This window comes from Lentilactobacillus dabitei, from assembly GCF_019061365.1.
In the GTDB taxonomy this organism is placed as follows: Bacteria; Bacillota; Bacilli; order Lactobacillales; family Lactobacillaceae; genus Lentilactobacillus; species Lentilactobacillus dabitei.
Genome location: NZ_JAHPPD010000001.1, coordinates 18,942 through 39,273 on the forward strand (window position 1 = coordinate 18,942; position 20,332 = coordinate 39,273).

Annotated in this window: 20 protein-coding genes; 3 read left to right on the forward strand and 17 right to left on the reverse strand. The window is 41.5% G+C overall.

Translation table 11 applies throughout. From position 1 onward, the window contains the following. Window positions 1-277: 277 nt before the first annotated feature. From recO to rpsU, 7 genes are all read right to left on the reverse strand, one after another. A complete protein-coding gene (recO, locus tag KTE19_RS00065) occupies window positions 278-1,039 on the reverse strand; it encodes a DNA repair protein RecO (RefSeq protein ID WP_217161312.1) in 762 nt (253 codons plus the stop codon). A 305-nt stretch (window positions 1,040-1,344) separates the two neighbouring features. Continuing rightward, window positions 1,345-2,238 (reverse strand): GTPase Era, encoded by an 894-nt coding sequence (gene era, locus KTE19_RS00070; protein ID WP_056982816.1) that lies wholly within the window; start codon window positions 2,236-2,238, stop codon window positions 1,345-1,347. A 12-nt stretch (window positions 2,239-2,250) separates the two neighbouring features. Continuing rightward, window positions 2,251-2,652: a diacylglycerol kinase family protein gene (locus KTE19_RS00075; RefSeq protein WP_056982817.1), complete on the reverse strand. Its 402-nt coding sequence runs from the start codon at window positions 2,650-2,652 to the stop codon at window positions 2,251-2,253. Further along, on the reverse strand, window positions 2,636-3,118 hold the full coding sequence (gene ybeY / locus KTE19_RS00080; RefSeq protein ID WP_217161314.1) for an rRNA maturation RNase YbeY: 483 nt from the start codon (window positions 3,116-3,118) through the stop codon (window positions 2,636-2,638). The genes KTE19_RS00075 and ybeY overlap by 17 nt, the downstream gene beginning before the upstream one ends. Before the next feature lie 20 nt (window positions 3,119-3,138). Further along, window positions 3,139-4,104, reverse strand: a complete 966-nt coding sequence (locus KTE19_RS00085) for a PhoH family protein (protein ID WP_217161315.1) — start codon at window positions 4,102-4,104, stop codon at window positions 3,139-3,141. Window positions 4,105-4,183: 79 nt separating this feature from the next. Further along, window positions 4,184-4,633 carry a GatB/YqeY domain-containing protein gene (locus KTE19_RS00090; protein ID WP_054746610.1) on the reverse strand — a complete coding sequence of 150 codons (450 nt, stop codon included), beginning with the start codon at window positions 4,631-4,633 and terminating at the stop codon, window positions 4,184-4,186. A 93-nt stretch (window positions 4,634-4,726) separates the two neighbouring features. Then, complete coding sequence (gene rpsU / locus KTE19_RS00095) at window positions 4,727-4,918, reverse strand: 30S ribosomal protein S21 (RefSeq protein WP_003553874.1); 192 nt, start codon at window positions 4,916-4,918, stop codon at window positions 4,727-4,729. Between the two features lie 180 nt (window positions 4,919-5,098). Between rpsU and KTE19_RS00100 the strand changes: the two genes are divergently transcribed. Next, on the forward strand, window positions 5,099-5,920 hold the full coding sequence (locus KTE19_RS00100; RefSeq protein WP_217161316.1) for a pyruvate, water dikinase regulatory protein: 822 nt from the start codon (window positions 5,099-5,101) through the stop codon (window positions 5,918-5,920). A 185-nt stretch (window positions 5,921-6,105) separates the two neighbouring features. Here KTE19_RS00100 and KTE19_RS00105 read toward each other — a convergent pair whose 3' ends face one another. The 7 genes from KTE19_RS00105 to hisS form a co-directional block, all read right to left on the reverse strand. Continuing rightward, window positions 6,106-7,029 carry a deoxyribonuclease IV gene (locus KTE19_RS00105; protein WP_217161317.1) on the reverse strand — a complete coding sequence of 308 codons (924 nt, stop codon included), beginning with the start codon at window positions 7,027-7,029 and terminating at the stop codon, window positions 6,106-6,108. Continuing rightward, a complete protein-coding gene (locus KTE19_RS00110) occupies window positions 7,029-8,240 on the reverse strand; it encodes a CDP-glycerol glycerophosphotransferase family protein (RefSeq protein WP_249778543.1) in 1,212 nt (403 codons plus the stop codon). The genes KTE19_RS00105 and KTE19_RS00110 overlap by 1 nt, the downstream gene beginning before the upstream one ends. A 16-nt stretch (window positions 8,241-8,256) precedes the next feature. Then, entirely contained in the window at window positions 8,257-9,066 is an 810-nt protein-coding gene (locus tag KTE19_RS00115; protein WP_054746608.1) for an ABC transporter permease, read from the reverse strand. Between the two features lie 13 nt (window positions 9,067-9,079). Further along, entirely contained in the window at window positions 9,080-10,240 is a 1,161-nt protein-coding gene (locus KTE19_RS00120) for a CDP-glycerol glycerophosphotransferase family protein (RefSeq protein ID WP_347339383.1), read from the reverse strand. Between the two features lie 219 nt (window positions 10,241-10,459). Then, entirely contained in the window at window positions 10,460-11,335 is an 876-nt protein-coding gene (locus KTE19_RS00125; protein WP_054746606.1) for a YitT family protein, read from the reverse strand. 307 nt (window positions 11,336-11,642) lie between these two features. Then, on the reverse strand, window positions 11,643-13,430 hold the full coding sequence (gene aspS / locus KTE19_RS00130; protein WP_217341334.1) for an aspartate--tRNA ligase: 1,788 nt from the start codon (window positions 13,428-13,430) through the stop codon (window positions 11,643-11,645). Between the two features lie 2 nt (window positions 13,431-13,432). Beyond that, window positions 13,433-14,740 carry a histidine--tRNA ligase gene (gene hisS / locus KTE19_RS00135; protein ID WP_217161319.1) on the reverse strand — a complete coding sequence of 436 codons (1,308 nt, stop codon included), beginning with the start codon at window positions 14,738-14,740 and terminating at the stop codon, window positions 13,433-13,435. A gap of 367 nt (window positions 14,741-15,107) precedes the next feature. On the opposite strand from hisS, the gene KTE19_RS00140 reads away from it, so the two are divergent. After that, on the forward strand, window positions 15,108-15,953 hold the full coding sequence (locus KTE19_RS00140) for an N-acetylmuramoyl-L-alanine amidase family protein (RefSeq protein ID WP_217161320.1): 846 nt from the start codon (window positions 15,108-15,110) through the stop codon (window positions 15,951-15,953). 12 nt (window positions 15,954-15,965) lie between these two features. Then, window positions 15,966-16,808 (forward strand): fructosamine kinase family protein, encoded by an 843-nt coding sequence (locus KTE19_RS00145; RefSeq protein ID WP_217161321.1) that lies wholly within the window; start codon window positions 15,966-15,968, stop codon window positions 16,806-16,808. On the opposite strand, the gene KTE19_RS00150 is transcribed toward KTE19_RS00145, so the two are convergent. The 3 genes from KTE19_RS00150 to KTE19_RS00160 form a co-directional block, all read right to left on the reverse strand. Then, window positions 16,805-17,446 (reverse strand): HAD-IA family hydrolase, encoded by a 642-nt coding sequence (locus KTE19_RS00150; RefSeq protein ID WP_217161322.1) that lies wholly within the window; start codon window positions 17,444-17,446, stop codon window positions 16,805-16,807. The genes KTE19_RS00145 and KTE19_RS00150 overlap by 4 nt on opposite strands. 194 nt (window positions 17,447-17,640) lie before the next feature. Continuing rightward, entirely contained in the window at window positions 17,641-18,087 is a 447-nt protein-coding gene (gene dtd, locus KTE19_RS00155) for a D-aminoacyl-tRNA deacylase (protein WP_217161323.1), read from the reverse strand. 12 nt (window positions 18,088-18,099) lie between these two features. Then, a complete protein-coding gene (locus KTE19_RS00160; RefSeq protein WP_217161324.1) occupies window positions 18,100-20,328 on the reverse strand; it encodes a RelA/SpoT family protein in 2,229 nt (742 codons plus the stop codon). Window positions 20,329-20,332: the final 4 nt, after the last annotated feature.

Here is a 20,332-nt window from a genome sequence, read left to right on the forward strand (position 1 = left end):
AGTTTAATCACAAAAAAATCCCTATGTTTAAAAGCTATACTTAGCCACTTAAACATAGGGACGAGTCAATCGCGGTTCCACCCTACTTCTGGTAAATTATTACCAGCACTTAATTGTTCAGCTCAAAAAGCGCCATCTAATTGATCAGTTTGAACTGGCTCTCACTTACCCAGTCTCGTTGGACAAAATCATCAATCAGTTTCTTTTCTCATTGCCGAATTATTTATTTCAGAAATAATCATAGTTGACATTAAAACGATTGTCAACGCAGCTTACATCAAATTTTGAATTTACCCAGTTGATCAATGAATCGTTTGCTTTTGGGAACCACCCCGACGCTTCGCTGATAGATTTGGTCTAAAACTTGTCGTAATAACTTTTTGGTTTTGTCACCTACTGCAATGTGCGCTAATTTTGATAAATCCACAACCGAAAATAACCTCAAGTAATAAATGGTTCTCGCGTCCAGATGCATTCGGTAAGGATCCTTGTCCCAGTGATTTTTGCATAGCAAGCCACCATACGCCTCGGAATAGTCAAACGGCAAATCTCGCCGATGACAGATCACACAGTCAACCCAATTAGGGGCAACCCCAAAGGCTTGAAGCAATTGAACTTCAAAGATATTTGTGATAATTTCTGCGTCGAAGCCTTCATCAATCAGTTTCAACCCCATTAACAACTTGTCGTACCAAACAGCTATGGGCTCACCGTCGTGAAATGCCAGATCGATTAATGACATTGTGTAAGTTGCATAAGCATTCTTAGTGATATCTTCAGCGATCTGATTAAAGTGTTCAACATGTTTGCCGTCATTGATGTATGACAAGCCATCATCTTTGATGTCGCCACCGTACAAGCCATATGTAAACGGTAAAATCGCCGCCCGCATTTTGAAGCGAGGTCGCTTGGCACCACGGACCAAAAACATTTTCTTCCCAAATTCACGGGTCAAAAATTTCACCAAAAGGTCATGTTCACGGTAGGGCTTGGTGTAAAGTAAAATTCCATTAAAATCTGTGATTTGGCCTTTGGACATGAAATCACCTCAGAACGCGATAATAAGTGCTTTGATCCCGGAATGTAAGGAAAAATTAATTACTTCCATTTTGGAATGATTGATTTCTAGCTTACATGGTTGAGATCAGCCTCCTGGTGCACATTTTTGTTAGGCAAAATAGGACAGCTTCAACCAACATTGAAAAAAGGTAAAGTTGCGTCTACATAGAATAGATTAGCTGTGCAAAGTAGGAACTGCCACAAAAGCAGCCGGACGATCCCCAGAGCAAAGAATCCATGCGTGGGTGACTTAAGTTCCAGTTCCTAAACGCTTTGCTTCGTTCACTATTTTTTGTACCCATACGAATCCAATAAGCTTTGCTTGTCACGCCATCTTGGTTGAACCTTTACCCATAACTCCAAGAACACTTTGTTGCCCATCATGTTCTCGATGTCTTTTCTTGCTAGGGTCCCAATTTTCTTCAACATTGAGCCACCCTTACCGATCACAATTCCCTTTTGACCGTCCCGTTCAACGATGATTGTTGCTTGAATTCTCAACAACCCATTGTCATCCTTAATCTTTTCAATATAAACGGCGGTCGAGGTCGGAATTTCTTGGCGAGTTAATTGCATCACTTTTTCTCGAATTAACTCTGAAATCACAAATCGTTCCGGGTGATCCGTTACTTGATCTTCTGGATAGTACTGAGGTCCTTCTGGCAATTCCTTTACCAAAGCATCAATCAATTCTGGGACATTGTTTCCTTGTAAGGCAGAAATTGGGAAAACATCCTTGAATTTTAACGCATTTTGGTACTCACCAATAATTGCCATAATGTCATCAGGCGAAATTTGGTCAATTTTATTAATTAACAGGTAAACTGGTTGGTCAGTCTTCTTCAACTGGTCAATAATATAATTATCCCCAGCGCCTCGCCGTTCAGTCGCATTGACCATGAATAACACAGCGTCAACTTCTTTCAAAGCTGACAAAGCTGATTCCATCATAAAATCGCCCAATTTATCCTTGGGCTTATGAATTCCAGGGGTATCAATAAACACAATTTGAGCTTCCTTCGTTGTGTAGACTCCCTGGATCTTATTTCGAGTTGTTTGGGCTTTGTCACTCATGATCGCAATTTTCTGACCGATCACTCGATTTAAGAAAGTTGACTTCCCGACATTGGGCCGGCCAACAATTGCAACAAATCCTGAATGATAATTTGGATTATCCATTTTTTACCTCACCTAACTTAGTAACTCAATAAACCGGGGAATAAAGATTAACGACCCGATAATGATTGCAAATAGCGCAGACATCAGGACACCACCAGCGGCGATATCCTTTGCTCGTTTGGCTAACAAGTCAAAATGATGGCCAACAATTAAATCGACCACATTCTCAATGATTGAGTTCAACACTTCCGATCCAATCACAGAAAAGAATGCAGCAAATAACCATAGCCATTCGTTAATTCTTATCTGAAGAATCACGCCTAGACACAACGTTAAAAATGCAATGATAAGGTCAAACCGAAAATTACGTTCCTCTAAAATGAGACGTTTGATTCCTTCTAAGGCGTGTCCTACTGATTGGAAAAAAGTCTTGTTCTTATCTATTTGTCTGCTGTCTTTATCTTTTAAGGCCATATTTATTTAAAATCTCTTTTTGCAAGGGAAACATCACGTCAGCATCAGCTTTCTTCATGTGATCATAGCCATTCAGATGCAAGAAGCCATGAACCACTAGAAAGCCAAGTTCTCGCTGGAAAGAATGACCCAAGTAATCAGCTTGTTCGGCAACTTTATCAACTGACACAAAGATGTCGCCAATGTTCTCTGGAATGCTTTCTTTGAGAGATTCATCCATAATAATCGGGAAATCATCATCGGCAGAATCTTCAATCGCAAAACTAATCACATCAGTTGCCCGATCGACGCCGCGATATTTTTTATTAATCCGGTGAATCTCGTCGTTATTGACCAAGGTCACAGACATTTCCGTGTTATCTGCCAGCTTAATGTACTTACCGGCAAAATCAAGCACGTTGGCAATTAATTTTCGGTCTTTTTCATCAATGCCGTCCTTTGTTTTATCGTATATCTCTAAATCCATTCTCATTCTTCCTCGATTAGTTAATGACCGCTATTCTCGTACGCGGTGATGATTTTTGCAACCACTGGATGTCGAACAACATCTTCCGCAGTGAAGGTTACAAATTCAATTTGGTCGATATTTTTCAAGATTTTTTGGGCAGCAACCAACCCACTGGTTGTTCGCTTTGGCAAATCAATTTGTGAAATATCACCGTTCACAATCATCTTTGAACCAAATCCTAACCTGGTTAAAAACATCTTCATTTGCATATTGGTGGTATTTTGAGCTTCATCCAAGATCACAAATGCATTATCCAGGGTCCGGCCACGCATATATGCCAACGGCGCAATTTCAATCACGCCACGATCCATCAACCGTTCAGTATGCTCCGCGCCTAAAATTGCGTGCAGGGCATCATAAATTGGCCTGAGATAAGGGTCAACCTTTTCTTTCAAATCACCCGGCAAAAAGCCAAGACTTTCCCCGGCTTCAACAGCGGGTCGTGTCAGCACAATTTTATCAACGGTTCCCTGTTTTAAAGCCGCCAGCGCCATGACAACCGCCAAATAAGTCTTACCGGTTCCAGCAGGTCCAATGCCAAAAGCCACATCATGATGACGAATCGCTTGAACGTATTGTCGCTGACCAAACGTTTTGACTCGGACTGCCTTACCCTTAGCATCTTTGATTAAGACTTGGTTATATAAATCCTGAAAATATTCTAATGTGCCGTTCTTGGCCATATTAATTGCACTAATAAAATCACTGCTATTAATACTGATGCCCTTTCCAATCAGGGAAAGAATATTTTCCAAAATGTGGATCGTCGTTTTGACTAAATCTTCTGTACCAGAGATCCGCATCGAATTACCGAACACGTTAATGGAAACGTCCATGCCCTCCTCAAGAATCGTCACAAACTCATCTTGAGTACCGACAATTTGCAATAGCTCATTGGGATCGGATACGATAAATTCTTTTGTAATCTGTTCAGTATCAGCCAAATACACAAACTCCTTTTTAATCCTATTATTGTGATACTAGCATAGAAAAAGCCATTTCCAAAGCATTATTAATCATTAATTAACCTTGAAGGTGTTTTTTTACAAGTTGATTAATAATACTTCCATCGGCTTTACCTTTAACTTTAGGCATCACAGCTCCCATCACTTTACCAAAGTCAGCCATTGACTCTGCGCCAACCTGTTTAATGGTTTCCTCGACAACGGCTTTAACCTCATCGGTTGACATTTGTTTGGGTGCATATTCTTCGGCAATCTTTAATTTGGCTTCTTGATCCTTGACCAAATCATCACGATTACCCTTCTTAAATTCTTCAATCGATTCTTTTTGTTGTTTAATTTCTTTCATGACGATTGAACTCACTTGATCTTCAGTTAACTTATGATCAGCACTTTCAACTTCAGCGTTCATTATTTGAGCTTTAATGCCCCGAATCACACCTAAGCGAATTTTATCATGTGCCTTCATTGCTTCTTTTAAGTCTGCATTCAATTGATCATAAACAGTCATCAAAGTAACCTCTTTTCAATTTATAATTAAATTTTACCATTAAAAAAGATCAGAGACTAATAAAAATTAGGCTCCGATCTCTCGAGTAGTGTCTTAGAAACGACGCTTCTTCTTGTTATTACGCTTACGTGCTGCTTCTGACTTTAATTTACGCTTTACACTTGGTTTTTCATAAAACTCACGTTTACGATATTCCTGTAATGTACCGCTTTTTGAAACTGTACGTTTGAAGCGTCGAAGAGCATCATCAAGAGACTCGTTTTTACGAACGACTGTCTTTGCCATGTGAAATTCCCTCCCTCCGAGCTTGAATGTAACTGTTTAAAAAGCACTCCAAGTGCATCCTAAAACGGTTCTAAATAAATTATACATATTAATGTCTTTGTCGTCAATGATTTAAGTTAAAAACGCTATCACATGTTAATATTTAATTAGGAAATTTTATTTTAGAGGAGAATAACCTATATGAAAACGCAAAATGTGTTCATTATTTCTGATTCAAGTGGTGCCACCGCTCAAACAATTGCCCAAACAGCCGTTTCACAATTTCCTAATCTTAAGGCCGAAATGCGGCGCTTTCCGTTCATTCAAACCGACTCAATCTTGCGGGGAATTCTTAAATTGGCCAAAACCAACCATGCCATGATTTTTCATACATTGGTTAACACCGATTTAAGTGAAATGGTTGATGAATTTTGCACTCAAAATCATATTTATGACTTTGATTGTATTCAAGAGCCAATGCGGATGCTCAGCAAGCTAACCGACGAGCAACCTGCCCATATTCCTGGGTTGATCCACGATCTTAATCAAAATTATTTCGAAAGAATTTCATCAATCGAATTTGCGGTTGAAAATGACGATGGTAAGAATGCCAAAGGCCTATTGGAGGCGGATATTGTCGTACTGGGAGTTTCCAGAACATCCAAGACACCACTCTCCCTTTATTTGGCTAACCAAAATCAAAAGGTCGCAAACTTACCCATCGGACCAAGTTTAAAAATTCCTGAAGAACTCGACCAAGTAGACAAGAATAAAGTCTTTGGCCTCTTGAACACCCCTGAGAAGCTCCACAAGATCAGAAGACAGCGGATGTTGTCATATGGTCTAGATGCAGATACACCTTACTCAGACACCGAAAATATTAAGAAAGAATTGAAATATGCAAAGGACCTCTACAGAAAGCTTGGTTGCTTGACGATTAACGTTGCCAATAAGTCAATTGAGGAAACCGCAACAATTATTTTGGAAAGTTTGAACCTGGACACGACAACATTTGAAGACTAATGGCCAGGAAGCATTGAGGTGACCTAACGACTTCATCACACTATCAGGAAAGACACGCACGATCGATTTTAACGCAATGTGGGCTTGATGAGCCTGCTTAGCACTTATAAAAGAGTTACAAAAGTAGGGCACTTCATGATTGGTATGCCACTTCTGTAACTCTTCTTTTTACAACTGTCAAAAACCTAACTAAATGGCCGACCAGCCTTCATATCAGCAATAATATTTGGGTTGAATTGCTGCCGTTTGAGCATCGCAACTTCGTAGCCATGGGGATTATATTTAATCTTCTTATCTGTTTCGTCTTTTAAAATCGGTGTTTCCATAATCTTTGGGACGTTGGTCAACTGTTCATGATGCGCAATATAGTTCAACGTCTCAAAGCCAATGGTCCCCAACCCAATAATTTGGTGGCGGTCTTTATGGCTGCCCTGTTCGTTCTTGGAGTCATTGAGATGAATGACTTTCAATCGATCAATGCCAATCACATGATCAAATTCATTCAAAACACCGTCGAAATTATTCTTGATATCATAGCCGGCATCACTGGTATGACAGGTATCAAACGTCACTGAAAGTTTATCATTATCTGTAACCTTGTCAATAATCTCTGCCAGTTGTTCAAACGTGATGCCCACTTCGGTTCCTTTACCAGCCATGGTTTCTAGCGCGATTTGGACTTTTTGATCGCTGGTGATGACTTCGTTGAGGCCCTTGGCAATTTGAGCAATCGCCTTTTGCGGACCTGCCCCGACATGCGCACCTGGATGTAAAACAATCTGCTTAGCCCCAATGGCTTCAGCCCGTTTAATTTCTTGCTGCAAGAATTGGATGCCAAAGGTAAAATTCTGAGGCTTCAAAGTATTCCCCAAGTTGATGATATAAGGGGCATGGACAACAACCTCTTGTAGCCCATGCTCCTTCATATAGGCTTTACCGGCATCTCCATTTAACTTATCAATTGGTTTGCGAACCGTATTTTGAGGGGCCCCAGTATAAACCATAAAGACGTTTTCGCCGTATGAATCGGCTTCCTTGGCCGAACCCAGGAACATGTCCTTGCCATTCATACTGACGTGGGAACCAATTAAGAACCTTTCTTCACTCATTATTTTCCTCCTCGTAAAATCAACTGACCAATCTTTTCAGCTGCATGACCATTTTCCCAAGTACAGAATTGATGATTAAATGCGCGCAATTGATCATCAAAAGCCGAAAATTGACCAGTCTCAGTGTATTCTTTTAAGTATTTTGTAAAGGCCGCTTCGTCAGTCGCCATCGGTCCCGGTAAATTGGCTTGGTCATAGTCAAAATAAAATCCTCGCAACTCATCTCGATAATGAGCGAGATCATACGGGAAAAACAACATTGGTCTTTCAAGATTGGCATAATCAAACATCACCGAAGAATAATCGGTGATTAGCAGATCTGTGATCAAATATAACTCGTTAATATCTTCTTCAGCAAAGATTTTCACCCGATCGGCAAAACCAGTGATATCGATGTGATCTTTGACCAAATAATGGGGCCGAATAATCAGAACCGTGTCATCAGAAACTGTTTTGAAAAAATTTGCAAGCGAAAACGGCAACGTAAAGTTGTAGCGCCCTTGTTGTTTAAAATTATCATCCCGCCATGTGGGCGCATACATGATAATCCGTTTTGGCTGATAACCGAATAATCGTTGCTTAATCTCCGCGATGTGGCTTTGACGATTATCCTGATAAAGGGTGTCGTTACGGGGATAGCCAACTTCTAAAAAGTCATGTTTGAACTTGAAGGCAGATTTAAAAATATCCTCTGAATATTGATTGGGAGCGATTAAATAATCCCAGCGAGCAGCTTCATCAACGAATCCCTGATGATATTGTGCCGTGGTCGTTCCGGGAATCTCGACATGTTCAATGTCCACACCCAATTTTTTTAACGGCGTCCCATGCCAAGTCTGAATATAGGTCGTCTGGTGGTTTTTATGCCACCATTTGGGCATCCGGGAATTCATCACCCAGAAATCTGCGCGGGCTATGTAACTGACCCACCCCGGAGTAAACCGCCGAATGAGTTGAATGTCCGGAAATGCTTTGGATAACCGCTGATATTCAGATGGTTTCACACTGAAATAATAATGATCCCGGTCAGCAGGATTCATTTTCACCAATTGCTTGTAGATAGCAAATGGATTGTCGCTAATATCACGCCCATTAAAGCTTTCAAAAATAACCGTGCCTTTTTTCACTCGCATACAAAGAAACCCATCGTTCATCACGATGAGTATCCAGCGAGCTATCAATTTAATTAACTGAATCATTTGATTTTTCAACAGCTCATCCTCCACACTATATTAAATCAACAAATCTTGATCTGAACTTGTAGTGGAGATGGGACCCAACTAGGAGGAAGAAGAGAATCATTCCCCAAAAGACAACTGTTAAGGTTGGCTTTTGCCAGAACCAATTCGTCGATAGCATCGAATCCCTGAAGCCAGAAACAACATAGAAGAATGGATTTAGCTGCAAAATGTGGACGAATGGTGCCGGAAATGAGTTGGTTTCAAAGTTAAAAAGCACGCCAGACATATAAAATAACATTCTCATCAATGATTGCAATAGGATTCGGTAATCCCGAACGAGCACAGAAATGGTTGAATTGAAAATACCAAACGCAATTAACCAGGCAATCATGCAAATGAAGTAATAGAGCCATTGGAACCAATAGATTGATGGTCTAACACCATACATCCCGCCAACTACAATTGAAAAGACCAACATTGTCCAAAAGGCACTTAAATTGCTGACAATCTTGATGGTTGGCAAAATACTAACTGGAAACTTCATTTTAGAAACCATCCCAACCCGCTGGTAGATACTCTTTGAGGCATCCAAACTTGCCCGGTTCATGAAGAACCATGGTGTAATTCCAATCACCATCCATGGCAGGTAATCGACCCCGTGAGTGGTATTCCCATGTTTCAAGCCGATACCAAATACCAGCCAGTAAATTCCGATTTGAATTAATGGATAGAGATATTCCCAAACAAGTCCTAAATAATGGCTTTGATACTCAGCTTTATCTTCATACTTGGAAATCCGAAAAATAATCCCAATATTTTCAAACTGTTCTCGTAATAGCGTTAAAACTTCTTTCACTTTCAGGCACTCCTTAACGTGACTTCAGCAACTGGATATACCGATCAACGACCCGCTGAGTTGCTTGACCGTCGTTAAACGTATTCCATCTTTTGTTAAAATCATCAAAATTAGTTGGTTTAGCGTCAATAATTGCTTGTTTTAATTGATGAACCGTCGTAATCGGCGGGGTTGGCAACCAGTCTAAATAATCATCTTGAATGCCTGGATTGCGCCGATATTGATCGATGTCAAACATGAAAAAGATCATTGATTTGGCATTGGGCAGTAAACTAAAATCAAAGGCTACCGATGAATAGTCGGTTACTAATGTATCTGCAACGGCCAATAAGTCACTGGTCGCCAGTTCATGATAGAACTTGATTCTTGGATTGCCGACTTCCCGCACGGCGATTTCCTTATCTCGAAACACCGGATGCAATTTGACAACGACGATCGCATTTGGATCAGCGGCCAAGGCATCACTCAGCCCAATTGGCAGCTTAAAACTTTGGTGGGGCCGATAAGTCGGGGCATATAAAATGACTCGCCTGCTTCTTAATTCAGGAGCTGCCCGGTAGATTCGTTCCCGAGCGACTTGTTGCCACTTCAAATCGAGGTATTGATCGGATCTGGGGTAACCTAACAGCCGAATCTTATCAAAACTTTCATGATAACTTGAAACAAACACATTTCCCATTGCTTTGGAAGCAACAATGTATTCATCAAAATGATCATAAACAGATTGGAATCGTCGTTTATCAAATTGACTTCGTTTAGCGGTCGTTGGGTCTTCCCAACCAAACTTTTTGATTGCCCCATCCGCATGCCAAATTTGAACGATCTTGGTTGAAGGCCGATGAACCAGCCCTCCCAAGAAAGCATAATAATTATCACAAATAATTAACCTTGCCCCCATCAACAATGGCACAAAATCAAAAACAAATTTGAGACCATCATTAAATGGCCGAGTGACAATTCCAAACGCGGCCAAATCGGTTGCAGCTGCTTCAGTATCGGGACGATACAGGACGACCAGCTTCATCTTCGGCGGCATCTTCTGGGCCAGTTCTTTGATGAAGTCAACATTATCATCAAAACTCATCAAGTAAACGACTTTATTTCTGCGCCGAAAAACGTTCAACCCAGAAATCATTTTAATCAGCCATAAATATAAAACTTTCAAAATTTTCACCGTTTTTCAGTATTTTGTAATCACACACTGAAATATTATAACATAAACATTTTTCAGAACTGGTTTCTTAAAGAATCTTTAGAAAGAAGCGTCGGCTTCAAGCTAGATCCCCCTTTTGCATGAATCAGGCAGTCAAGAAAGCTAACTTGAACAACTTGGTTTTCAATCTGCTAATTCGAACTCAAACAAAGGATTAGACCAATGACTCTTTCGAATTTCTCACGGTTTCGGTTCATAAAATCTTCCCAATATCTTAACTGAGTCTGCGATACTTGCGAACGCATTTGGATCCGACTCCAATAAGGCCTCTTCCAATTCATTCATCTCATAACGCGAAATAACCGTGAATAAAATCGTTTTCGCATCATGCCGATAGGCACCTTCTGCATTGTGAACAATGGTAATCCCCCGACGAAGATGATTTTGGACACTGTCGATCACTGTATTGGGTCGATTGGTGATGATCATTACCTGCATTCGTTGCTGTTTGGTATAGGTCATATCCATGACCTTTGCATTGACAACCAAACTCAAGGCCGAGTAAAAGGCATATGGCCAACCATACATGAAAGCTGCGGCAATGATGATCAAAGTATTGAAGGCAATATTAATCGTCCCAATACTCCGGCCAGTCCGCTGACGGATGACAATACCAAGAATATCCAAGCCACCGGTTGAAATGCCATTCTTCAAAGCCAAACCAGTTCCGAAACCATTAACCGCCCCACCAAAGATCGCGCAGATAATCGGGTCATGGGTTAACGGGATCGGCTTCAATAACTGAATCATAAAACTAGATAGAAAAACGGTAATGATGGTAAAAACAGTAAATTGTTTACCAATTGCCCGCCAGGCTAAGAAAAATAATGGCACGTTTAAAAGAAACAAACCAAGGCCAGTCGAGATCGTGATTGGCAACGCCCGCATCGAAATTGTATTCAGCAGCTGAGCAAAACCGGTGATCCCTGATGAATAGATATGACCAGGTGTCCAAAAAAAGTTCACCGCAATCGAAACGAGAATTGCATAAATCAGAGAAGTTGAGGTTTTAGTAACATAGGTGTGCCGACGCATAAGTTTTGAAACGTCATCCATATTAGTTTCCTTTCATAAATCGCAAAAGTATCTTCAGGTTTTATGATAACCTTGATGCCGCAATAATACATCAAAATTGGCTGAAATATTAGTCAGAAAAGTGTTGATAAACGCAACTTGGCTTTCTAAAGCCTGCAGTTAATGACTAACCCCTGCCATTTAAGCCAAGAAAGCAATGCATCCAAAACTAGAATGCATTGCTTTCTTGGCTTAAATTCTGGGATCAAATTGCCTTTTCTCCCAATCTCTTGCTTAAAAATGGCAATTATTTGCCTAAGACGATTCAAATAGTGATAAAGAACGTCGTTTATTTTTGATCGTCATGATCAGCAACAAACAAGCCCAAGTCCTCAAGCTGTTTGTTAGCAACGGGTTGAGGAGCACTGGTCAATGGTTCGACAGCTTTAGAATTCTTAGGGAACGCAATGACGTCTCGAATGTTCTCTCGATCAGCAAGCAATCTGACAAAACGATCCAAGCCGATTGCCAAACCACCATGAGGTGGAAAACCGTAGTCGAGCGCATTTAGGAAGTAACCGAATTGAGCTTCGGCACTTTCTTTAGTAAACCCAAGGGCTTCAAACATTTTCTCCTGAAGGGCTCGAGTATGAATACGAATGGAACCTCCACCAAGTTCAAGGCCGTTCAAGATAATATCATAACTTTGAGCATAAGCCTTATGAGGATCTTCACCCTCGTTCATTAAGTAGTGAACATCGTTTTCATTTGGCATTGTAAATGGATGATGGGCAGCGACGTACCGTTTTAAATCAACATCCCATTCAAATAATGGCCAGTTAACAATCCACAGGAAAGCAAATTTGGATTCATCGATCATATTTTGTTGCTTAGCAATTTCAACTCGTAAGTAACCAAGTGTATTGGCAACAACCCGGGTATTGTCAGCGGCGAACAAAAGTAAATCGCCAGGTTTTGCTTCTGCCTTGGCTAAAATCTTTTCTCGGAGATCAGGATCCTTGAAGAACTTTGCAATTGGGCCATTGAAGCTATCGTCAGTAACTTTTAACCAGGCGAGCCCCTTAGCACCAAATCGTTCAACATAGTCGGCAAATTGATCTAAATCTTTTCTAGAATACTTATCAGCACCGCCAGGAACGGCAATCGCCTTAACTTGGCCGCCATCTTTAACGGCACCTGAAAATACCTTGAAATCGACGTCTTTCATAATGTCTGAAAGATCTTTCAATTCCATTCCAAAACGTACATCAGGCTGATCGGTCCCAAAGCGGGCCATTGATTCATCCCAGTCCATCCGCTTGAATGGCAATTGAACATCGATTCCCATGGCATCCTTCATGACCTTGGCAATGAAGCCTTCAGTGACGTCTTCAATTTCCTCTTGGTCGGCAAATGACATTTCCATATCAATTTGGGTAAATTCAGGTTGACGATCACCACGCAAATCTTCATCACGGTAACAACGCGCGATTTGATAATATTTATCGAAGCCAGCGCCCATCAACAATTGTTTAAATTGTTGAGGAGATTGTGGCAGTGCATAAAATGACCCTGGATAAACTCGTGAAGGAACCAAGTAATCCCGAGCACCTTCTGGAGTTGATTTTGTCAACGTTGGCGTTTCAATATCGATGAACCCTTCTTTGTCAAAGAAACTGTGAATTGATTGAATAATTCGATTTCTTAACAAAATGTTTTTTTGCATCTCAGGACGACGAAGATCCAAATATCGATACTTGAGTTTAAGGTCTTCAGAAACATTGATATTATCCTGAATATAAAATGGTGGTGTCTTGGCAGTGGCCAAAATCTTTGCATCGGTGATGTCGACCTCAATTTTACCGGTCTTCATCTTCGAATTAATTTCTTTAGGGTCTCGGGCAACAACCTTCCCCTTAGCTTCAACAACGTACTCGCTTCGAAGCTTATCGGCTACTGCAAGCGCATCCTTGCCGAACTCCTCACTAAACACGAGTTGAACGATTCCTTCACGGTCACGCAGTTCAATAAAAATCAAGCCACCAAGGTCTCGGCGCTTTTGAACCCAGCCTTTTAAAACAACTTCTTGGCCGATCAACTTATCGTCAACCAAGCCAGCATAAGTGGTTCTCTTCATGTCTAATCAATCTCCTCATCATCATTAAAATATTCATTGATCACATCATCAAAATCAAGAATAATGTCATTCAACGAAACTGAAACTTCTTTTCCAGTAGCCATTCGTTTAACATTTGCGGTTTTGGCCTTAAGTTCACTTTCACCAACTGTAATCGTATACTGGGCATTTAATTTATTAGCGGTCCTGAACTGAGCCTTTGGTTTCCGGTCAAGGTAATCGCGGTCAGCCGCAAATCCATCTGCCCGCAGTGCTTGAACAATCCGGAGGGTTTCAACGCTGGTTTGTTCACCAATCCCCACAACATAAGCATCAAGTTGATCAAGAACTGGAAATTTAACGTTTTGAGCTTCCATCAGCAACATTAACCGCTCCATTCCCATTCCAAACCCAATTCCGGGCATTTCTGGGCCGCCAAGCTGTTCAACCAGACCATTATAGCGACCACCGGCACAAATGGTGGTGTAACCATCGCCAAGGACTTTTGAATTGACCATGATCTCAAAGATCGTGTGATTATAATAATCCAACCCTCGAACCATATCAGGATCAATCACATAGGGAATGTTCAAGGCATCTAACAACGATTTAACTTTATCAAAATGACGTTTCGAATCCTCATTAAGATAGTCAAGAATTGATGGGGCATCCTTGACAATGGCTTGATCCCGCTTGTCTTTACTATCTAGAACCCGCAGCGGATTCTTGTGGAGACGAACCTTGGAATCGTCACTTAACTCATCGAAATGAGGATCCAAGTAATCAATTAAAGCCTGACGATAAGCATCTCGAGATTCTTGGTCACCAAGAGTGTTAATTTCTAGTCTCATATCAGAAAGGCCGAATTGTTTGAGCAAATCCATGCCCATTGCAATCACTTCAACGTCTAACTCGGGCTCGTTACTTCCAAATGCTTCAACGCCAATCTGATGGAATTCTCGTTGCCGGCCAGATTGTGGCCGTTCATAACGAAACATTGGCCCCATGTAGAACACTTTAACCGGCCGTGGATGCTCCGGACCATACAATTTATTTTCAACAAACGCCCGAACAACACCAGCCGTTCCTTCTGGGCGCAGGCTCATGTGCCGTCCACCCTTATCATCAAAGTCATACATCTCTTTGGTGACAACGTCTGAAGTATCACCAGATGTTCTGGAAAAGACATCAAAGCTTTCAAACATCGGTGTGCGAATTTCATGATACCTGTAATCTTCAAACAACATCCGAGCAGTTTCTTCAATATAGCTCCATTTTTTTGCATCATCTGGAAGAATATCAGCTGTTCCTTTTGGTCGTTGATATTTCATTAATTGTTGCCTCCCATTTATATTTTCCGAAAAAAAAGACCCCTGTCCTCAGACAAGGGTGCAAACGCACGGTACCACCTTTATTAACTCTCAAGAATAACGCTCGCGCGAATAGCAATCACTATTAACCATTAACTCAAAAAGTGTCACTTCAGAATCATTACCACATTCTCTCAGCAAATGAATGTTCTCTGTCAGGCAATTCCTCTTACTGTTCTTTTCATTCGGTTGAATATTTAACTGTAATTAAGATTAGTTGACAACGACTGAAAAGTCAAGAACCGATTGATGGGAACCGTCAACAAAGCTAGCCTCCTTGGCAATTTTCAACTATAATAATGTTATTTGAGTGAATGGAAGACATTTAATGAAAACGATTAAGGAAAATAAGAATTGGATAATCACCACTGCAGCAATCGTGATCACGTTCCTCATCCTATTGCTGGCACTCTACTCCAACTCAGTCACGGTTAAAGTAAACCAGTTAAATATTCGCAGCGGCCCGGCAGTCACCTACTCAGTCAAAGCAAAGGTCAAACAAGGCCAGCGCCTGCAGGTCATCAGCCGTAAAGATGACTGGCTTAAAGTAGTTTATAATCACAAAATTATCGGCTGGGTGGCATCGTGGTTAGTCACCAATCCGGACATTAAAAATGTCACCAAGCTTTCCGAAGCGACGGTCGTCATTGATCCCGGCCACGGTGGTGACGACACAGGTGCCTTGTCCGCAACTGGGCAACCAGAGAAGCGCTATACTTTAGATGTCGCCAAATTAGTGGCCCAAAAGTTGCGGGCTCGGGGGATAAAAGTCATTATGACCCGAGATAGTGATCGAACTGTTCCGCTTTATTCGCGGCCACGAACGGCAATCAATGCGTCCGCCAACGCCTTTATTAGCTTTCACTTTGATTCCTCTGATGCCGATAACACCGCTTCGGGTTACACGTGTTATTATTACCACAATGGGCAATCTAAGGATCTCGCCAAAGCTGTTAATACCCAAATGCAAGCGCTACCGCTAAGGAGTCGAGGCGTTGATTTTGGCAATTACCTCGTGATTCGGGACAATTCGGTACCGGCAATTCTGATTGAAGGCGGTTATATTAACACCAACAAAGATTTCAAGCTCATTGAAAGCAAGTCTTATCAAGAAGCATATGCCGATGACGTTGTTTCTGGATTGGCAAACTACTTTAAAAATCATAATCATTAAGGAGATCATCCTATGTCTTTAAGCAAAAGTTGGCTTCAACAATTACCAATCGATGACGTCAGAACTATCAAATCAGTTTCAGGCGGTGATATCAACGATTCTTACATGTTGGAAACCCAAACCAACAAATATTTTATGAAGGTTCAACCAAAACGGGGAAAAGAATTCTTTGCTCATGAAGTTGAAGGCTTGGAATTACTGGGAAAAGTTGCCAATACACCCCAAATTGTCGCGACCGGTGAAGTTGGCCTTGATGGCTTCCTTATTTTAAATTGGATTGATACTGGCAGCGGTAGTCAAGTCGAACTCGGCAAAATGGTCGCCAGGGTCCACCAACAACACGCTAAGCAGTTTGGCTTAGATCATAATTTTACGGCAGGTAACTTACCCAAAAATAACACTTGGCAGTCGGACTGGACAACCTTTTATCTCAATCAGCGACTTCAACCGCTTGTCGATTTGGCCATCAAAAAAGGCCGCTGGAATGACTGGCGAAAAAAACAATTCCAGTCAATGAGCAACCAATTTAAAAAGTACTATTCAACTCATGAAGTGACCCCAAGCCTTTTACACGGAGATCTTTGGTCTGGCAACTATATGTTCACTTCAGATGGCACCCCAATGCTGATCGATCCGGATGTCTTTTATGGCGACCGGGAACTCGATATTGCCATGACCACTATTTTTGGGGGCTTTTCTCAAGAATTTTATCAAGGCTATAATTCCGTCTATCCACTCAAAATCGGTGTCGATAAAAGACTCGGCTGGTATCAACTGAACTACCTATTAGCCCATTTGAACCTATTCGGGGAAACTTATGGGCCAATGGTCGATCAAATTCTGAGAGCTTACTAGGATTTAGACAGCCAAGGGATTAGATCGGATAACGCGGTGATCCGAATATCCGGATTCCCAGAATCACCAATAATCCCATCAGGATCAAACAAACAAGCAGCAATATTTGCATTGTGCCCCGCAGCAACATCTAGCTTACGGTCACCAATCATTATTGCTTTTTTTCTGTCGACATTATTTTTGGTAATCAGGTAATTGATCGATTCTGGATTGGGCTTTCGAGGAAATTTTTGGTTAGAAGTCACGTAATCTGTAAAATGCTGCTCCAGATCAAAATGAGCCAATAATGCCTTGGCTTGATTGTCACGATGAGTCAGCAAATAATTATGACCGCCAAGCTGTTCTGCAAGGGCAAGAACGGCTTTTGCCCCCGGAAACGGTTCGGCAGCAGAAACCAGTTCCGTCTGATACCGCTTATTCAATGTTCGCAATGTTTTTTCGTCAATGCCATAAAAGGCCGCACTCTTTCGAATCGCCGTTCCGACATCATGCTGACGCATCGTGAGATAAATATCGTGCTCATCAATTTCAACTTCATCAATATCGAGGTCAATTAAGGCGTGTTTGAACGCCTGCACCATTTTTGGATAGGTGTTGAATAAAGTACCATCAAAATCCCAAAACAATTGATTGATCATTTAGTTATGTTGCTCCTTCTGTAAGAGATTGCTGAGTCAAGCTGTTGAAAAAGCCGAAAATTCTTCAAATATTAACTCAAAACAACCAACGATGAACGAACTTGATCCATCATTGGTTGTTTTGCTACGGCGCAAGAATGATCTTAGGAAACCTAATGTTACGTTGATTAACGATCATCCTCTTTGGTTGTCACTCACTTATTCTCGGTGTCAAATAAAATCGTGACTGGGCCATCATTTTGGATGTCCACCAACATATCAGCACCAAAGACGCCGGTTTGGACATCTAGTCCTGCATCCCGTAATTTGTCATTAAATTGTTCATATATCTGATTAGCATGACTGGGTTCGCCTGCTCCAGTAAAACTGGGTCGATTCCCTTTTCTGGTATCAGCAAATAAAGTAAATTGTGAAATTGACAAAATCGAACCACCAACCGTATCGATATCTAGATTCAGTTTGTCATTGTCATCTTCGAACACTCTTAACTTATGAATCTTGTGGGCCAGATAGTCAATTTCTTCTTGGCCATCAGAATCCTGAACGCCAACCAATAAGACAAAGCCCTGACCAATTTTCCCGTGGACCTTACCATTAATCGATACTGACGCTTGTTTCACTTTTTGTAAGACAACTCTCAATTGATTAACTCCTTACCTGAATTTTCGTTCAACCAAATAAACGTCATGAACATTCTTAATTGCGTTAATTAACCGTTCTAATTGTTCAAGATTTCGAATGCCAACCAATAAACTGATTGTTGCCATTTTATTATTGTCCACCTGACCATTTACTGACGAAACTGTTTTGGTCACGTTATTGACTGCGGTCAAAACATTTGTGAGCAGCCCAGCTCGATTGTATCCCTGAACCGAAAGGCTGGCTTCATAAGTGGTTCTGGCCCCCGGATCATTTGCCCATGCAACCTCAATCAACCGCTCACCATTTTCTTCAGCCTTGACGATATTCGGACAGTCGACTCGGTGAATTGAAACACCCCGACCTTTGGTAATATAACCAACAATTTCATCGCCAGGAACTGGGGTACAACAATGACTCAACCGAACCAGTAAATTATCGACGCCCTCGATGACAATTCCATTTGAGGATTTACGAGCCTTCTTTTTGGCCGCTTCACTGGTATTCTCGGTGATCGTTTGATGGCCTTCGAGCACTTCTTTTTCAGCTTGATCCTGACGCTCCCGCTTCTGTTGTGCTCTGACATCTTCAGTAAGTCGATTCACAACACCGGTGGGTTGAACATCTCCAAACCCAATGGCTGCCAGCAAATCTTCTGCATGCTGATAATGCATGTTGGTAGCAGTCGTTTCTAATTTATCAGGCGTCATCACTGTATGTGGATCAAATCCTTCTTCACGCAGCTTGCGAGTAATGATCAAGCGACCATCTTCAATGTTTTTAGCCCGATCTTCCTGTCTAAAGTACTGCTTAATTTTATTTCGGGCCCGTCTCGTATGAACCAATGGCAGCCAGTCACGACTCGGACCAGCAGAACCTGTTGAGGTAATGATATCGACAATATCACCCGTTTTGACTTGATGATCCAGTGGCACAATTTTGCCATTGACCCTCGCACCAGTTGTGTGATTACCAACTTCTGTGTGAATCATATAGGCCATATCAAGTGGACCGGCACCCTTTGGTAATTCGTAAACGTCTCCCTTTGGGGTGAATACATAAACGTGATCGCCAAAAAGTTCACCTTTAACACTGTCCATAAAATCAGCGGCGTCATCGGTATCCTCTTGCAGCTCAATGATCTGTTTGAACCAGTTCAGCTTATTGTTGTCTTGGGAAGCTTTAACCTCACTACGAATGCCTTCCTTGTATGCCCAGTGAGCTGCAATACCAAATTCAGCGACCCGGTGCATTTCCTCAGTCCGAATTTGAACCTCAAGGGGCTTGCCTTCGGGGCCAATGACTGTCGTATGCAGGGATTGATACATGTTGGCCTTAGGCATTGCAATATAATCCTTAAATCGACCAGGCATCGGCTTCCATTTGGAATGAATTGCCCCTAAAACGGCATAACAATCCTTGATTGAATCAACAATCACCCGAATTGCCAGCAGGTCATATATCTGACTAAATTGTTTATGCTTTTCAACCATTTTTCGATAAACGGAATAAATGTGCTTTGGGCGGCCATAAATTTCACTCTTAATGTCCAAATCAGCAATCGCGCTTTTAACCTCCGCGATTGCTTTTTCGATATAATCCACTCGTTGATCCCGACGTGAATTCATCAAATGAACAATTCGATAGTATTGCTGGGGGTTCAAATAACGTAATGAAATATCTTCAAGTTCCCACTTAATCGTTCCAATACCTAAACGATCAGCGATTGGGGCATAAATCTCCAGCGTTTCTTTTGCAATCCGCCGTTGTTTATCAGGCCGTAAGGATTTTAGTGTCCGCATATTGTGTAGTCGATCAGCCAACTTAACGATCATCACACGGATATCTTTACACATTGCCAAGAGTAGTTTTCGGTGATTTTCCGCCAACCGTTCTTGACTGGACTTGTACTTAATCTTGGAAAGCTTCGTGACCCCATCAACGATCAAGGCAACATCGTCCCCAAACAGCTCTCTAATGTCACCAAGAACTGCGCCGGTATCTTCGACCACATCGTGCAAAAAACCGGCTGAAACAGTCTCAGGATCCATATGAAGGTCAGCTAAAATCCCGGCCACTTGAATGGGATGAGTAATATAAGGCTCTCCCGATTGCCGTCTCTGATCCTGATGAGCGATTTTGGCAAATTCATAGGCTTTCTTGACTTGCTTAACGTGCTCATCATTCATATATTCAGACACTTTTTTAATGACATCGTCCGCTGTCCAAATTTTAGTCGCCATTCTT

Bases quoted from the DNA above. Each gene is read 5' to 3' on its own strand.
- KTE19_RS00075 (WP_056982817.1), bottom strand. From the start codon at position 2,652: ATGGCCTTAAAAGATAAAGACAGCAGACAAATAGATAAGAACAAGACT.
- hisS (WP_217161319.1), bottom strand. From the start codon at position 14,740: ATGAAATATCAACGACCAAAAGGAACAGCTGATATTCTTCCAGATGAT.
- KTE19_RS00145 (WP_217161321.1), top strand. From the start codon at position 15,966: ATGTCTTTAAGCAAAAGTTGGCTTCAACAATTACCAATCGATGACGTC.
- KTE19_RS00100 (WP_217161316.1), top strand. From the start codon at position 5,099: ATGAAAACGCAAAATGTGTTCATTATTTCTGATTCAAGTGGTGCCACC.
- ybeY (WP_217161314.1), bottom strand. From the start codon at position 3,118: ATGGATTTAGAGATATACGATAAAACAAAGGACGGCATTGATGAAAAA.
- KTE19_RS00125 (WP_054746606.1), bottom strand. From the start codon at position 11,335: ATGGATGACGTTTCAAAACTTATGCGTCGGCACACCTATGTTACTAAA.
- aspS (WP_217341334.1), bottom strand. From the start codon at position 13,430: ATGAAGAGAACCACTTATGCTGGCTTGGTTGACGATAAGTTGATCGGC.
- KTE19_RS00105 (WP_217161317.1), bottom strand. From the start codon at position 7,029: ATGAGTGAAGAAAGGTTCTTAATTGGTTCCCACGTCAGTATGAATGGC.
- KTE19_RS00150 (WP_217161322.1), bottom strand. From the start codon at position 17,446: ATGATCAATCAATTGTTTTGGGATTTTGATGGTACTTTATTCAACACC.
- era (WP_056982816.1), bottom strand. From the start codon at position 2,238: ATGGATAATCCAAATTATCATTCAGGATTTGTTGCAATTGTTGGCCGG.
- recO (WP_217161312.1), bottom strand. From the start codon at position 1,039: ATGTCCAAAGGCCAAATCACAGATTTTAATGGAATTTTACTTTACACC.
- KTE19_RS00160 (WP_217161324.1), bottom strand. From the start codon at position 20,328: ATGGCGACTAAAATTTGGACAGCGGACGATGTCATTAAAAAAGTGTCT.
- KTE19_RS00140 (WP_217161320.1), top strand. From the start codon at position 15,108: ATGAAAACGATTAAGGAAAATAAGAATTGGATAATCACCACTGCAGCA.
- KTE19_RS00090 (WP_054746610.1), bottom strand. From the start codon at position 4,633: ATGACTGTTTATGATCAATTGAATGCAGACTTAAAAGAAGCAATGAAG.
- rpsU (WP_003553874.1), bottom strand. From the start codon at position 4,918: ATGGCAAAGACAGTCGTTCGTAAAAACGAGTCTCTTGATGATGCTCTT.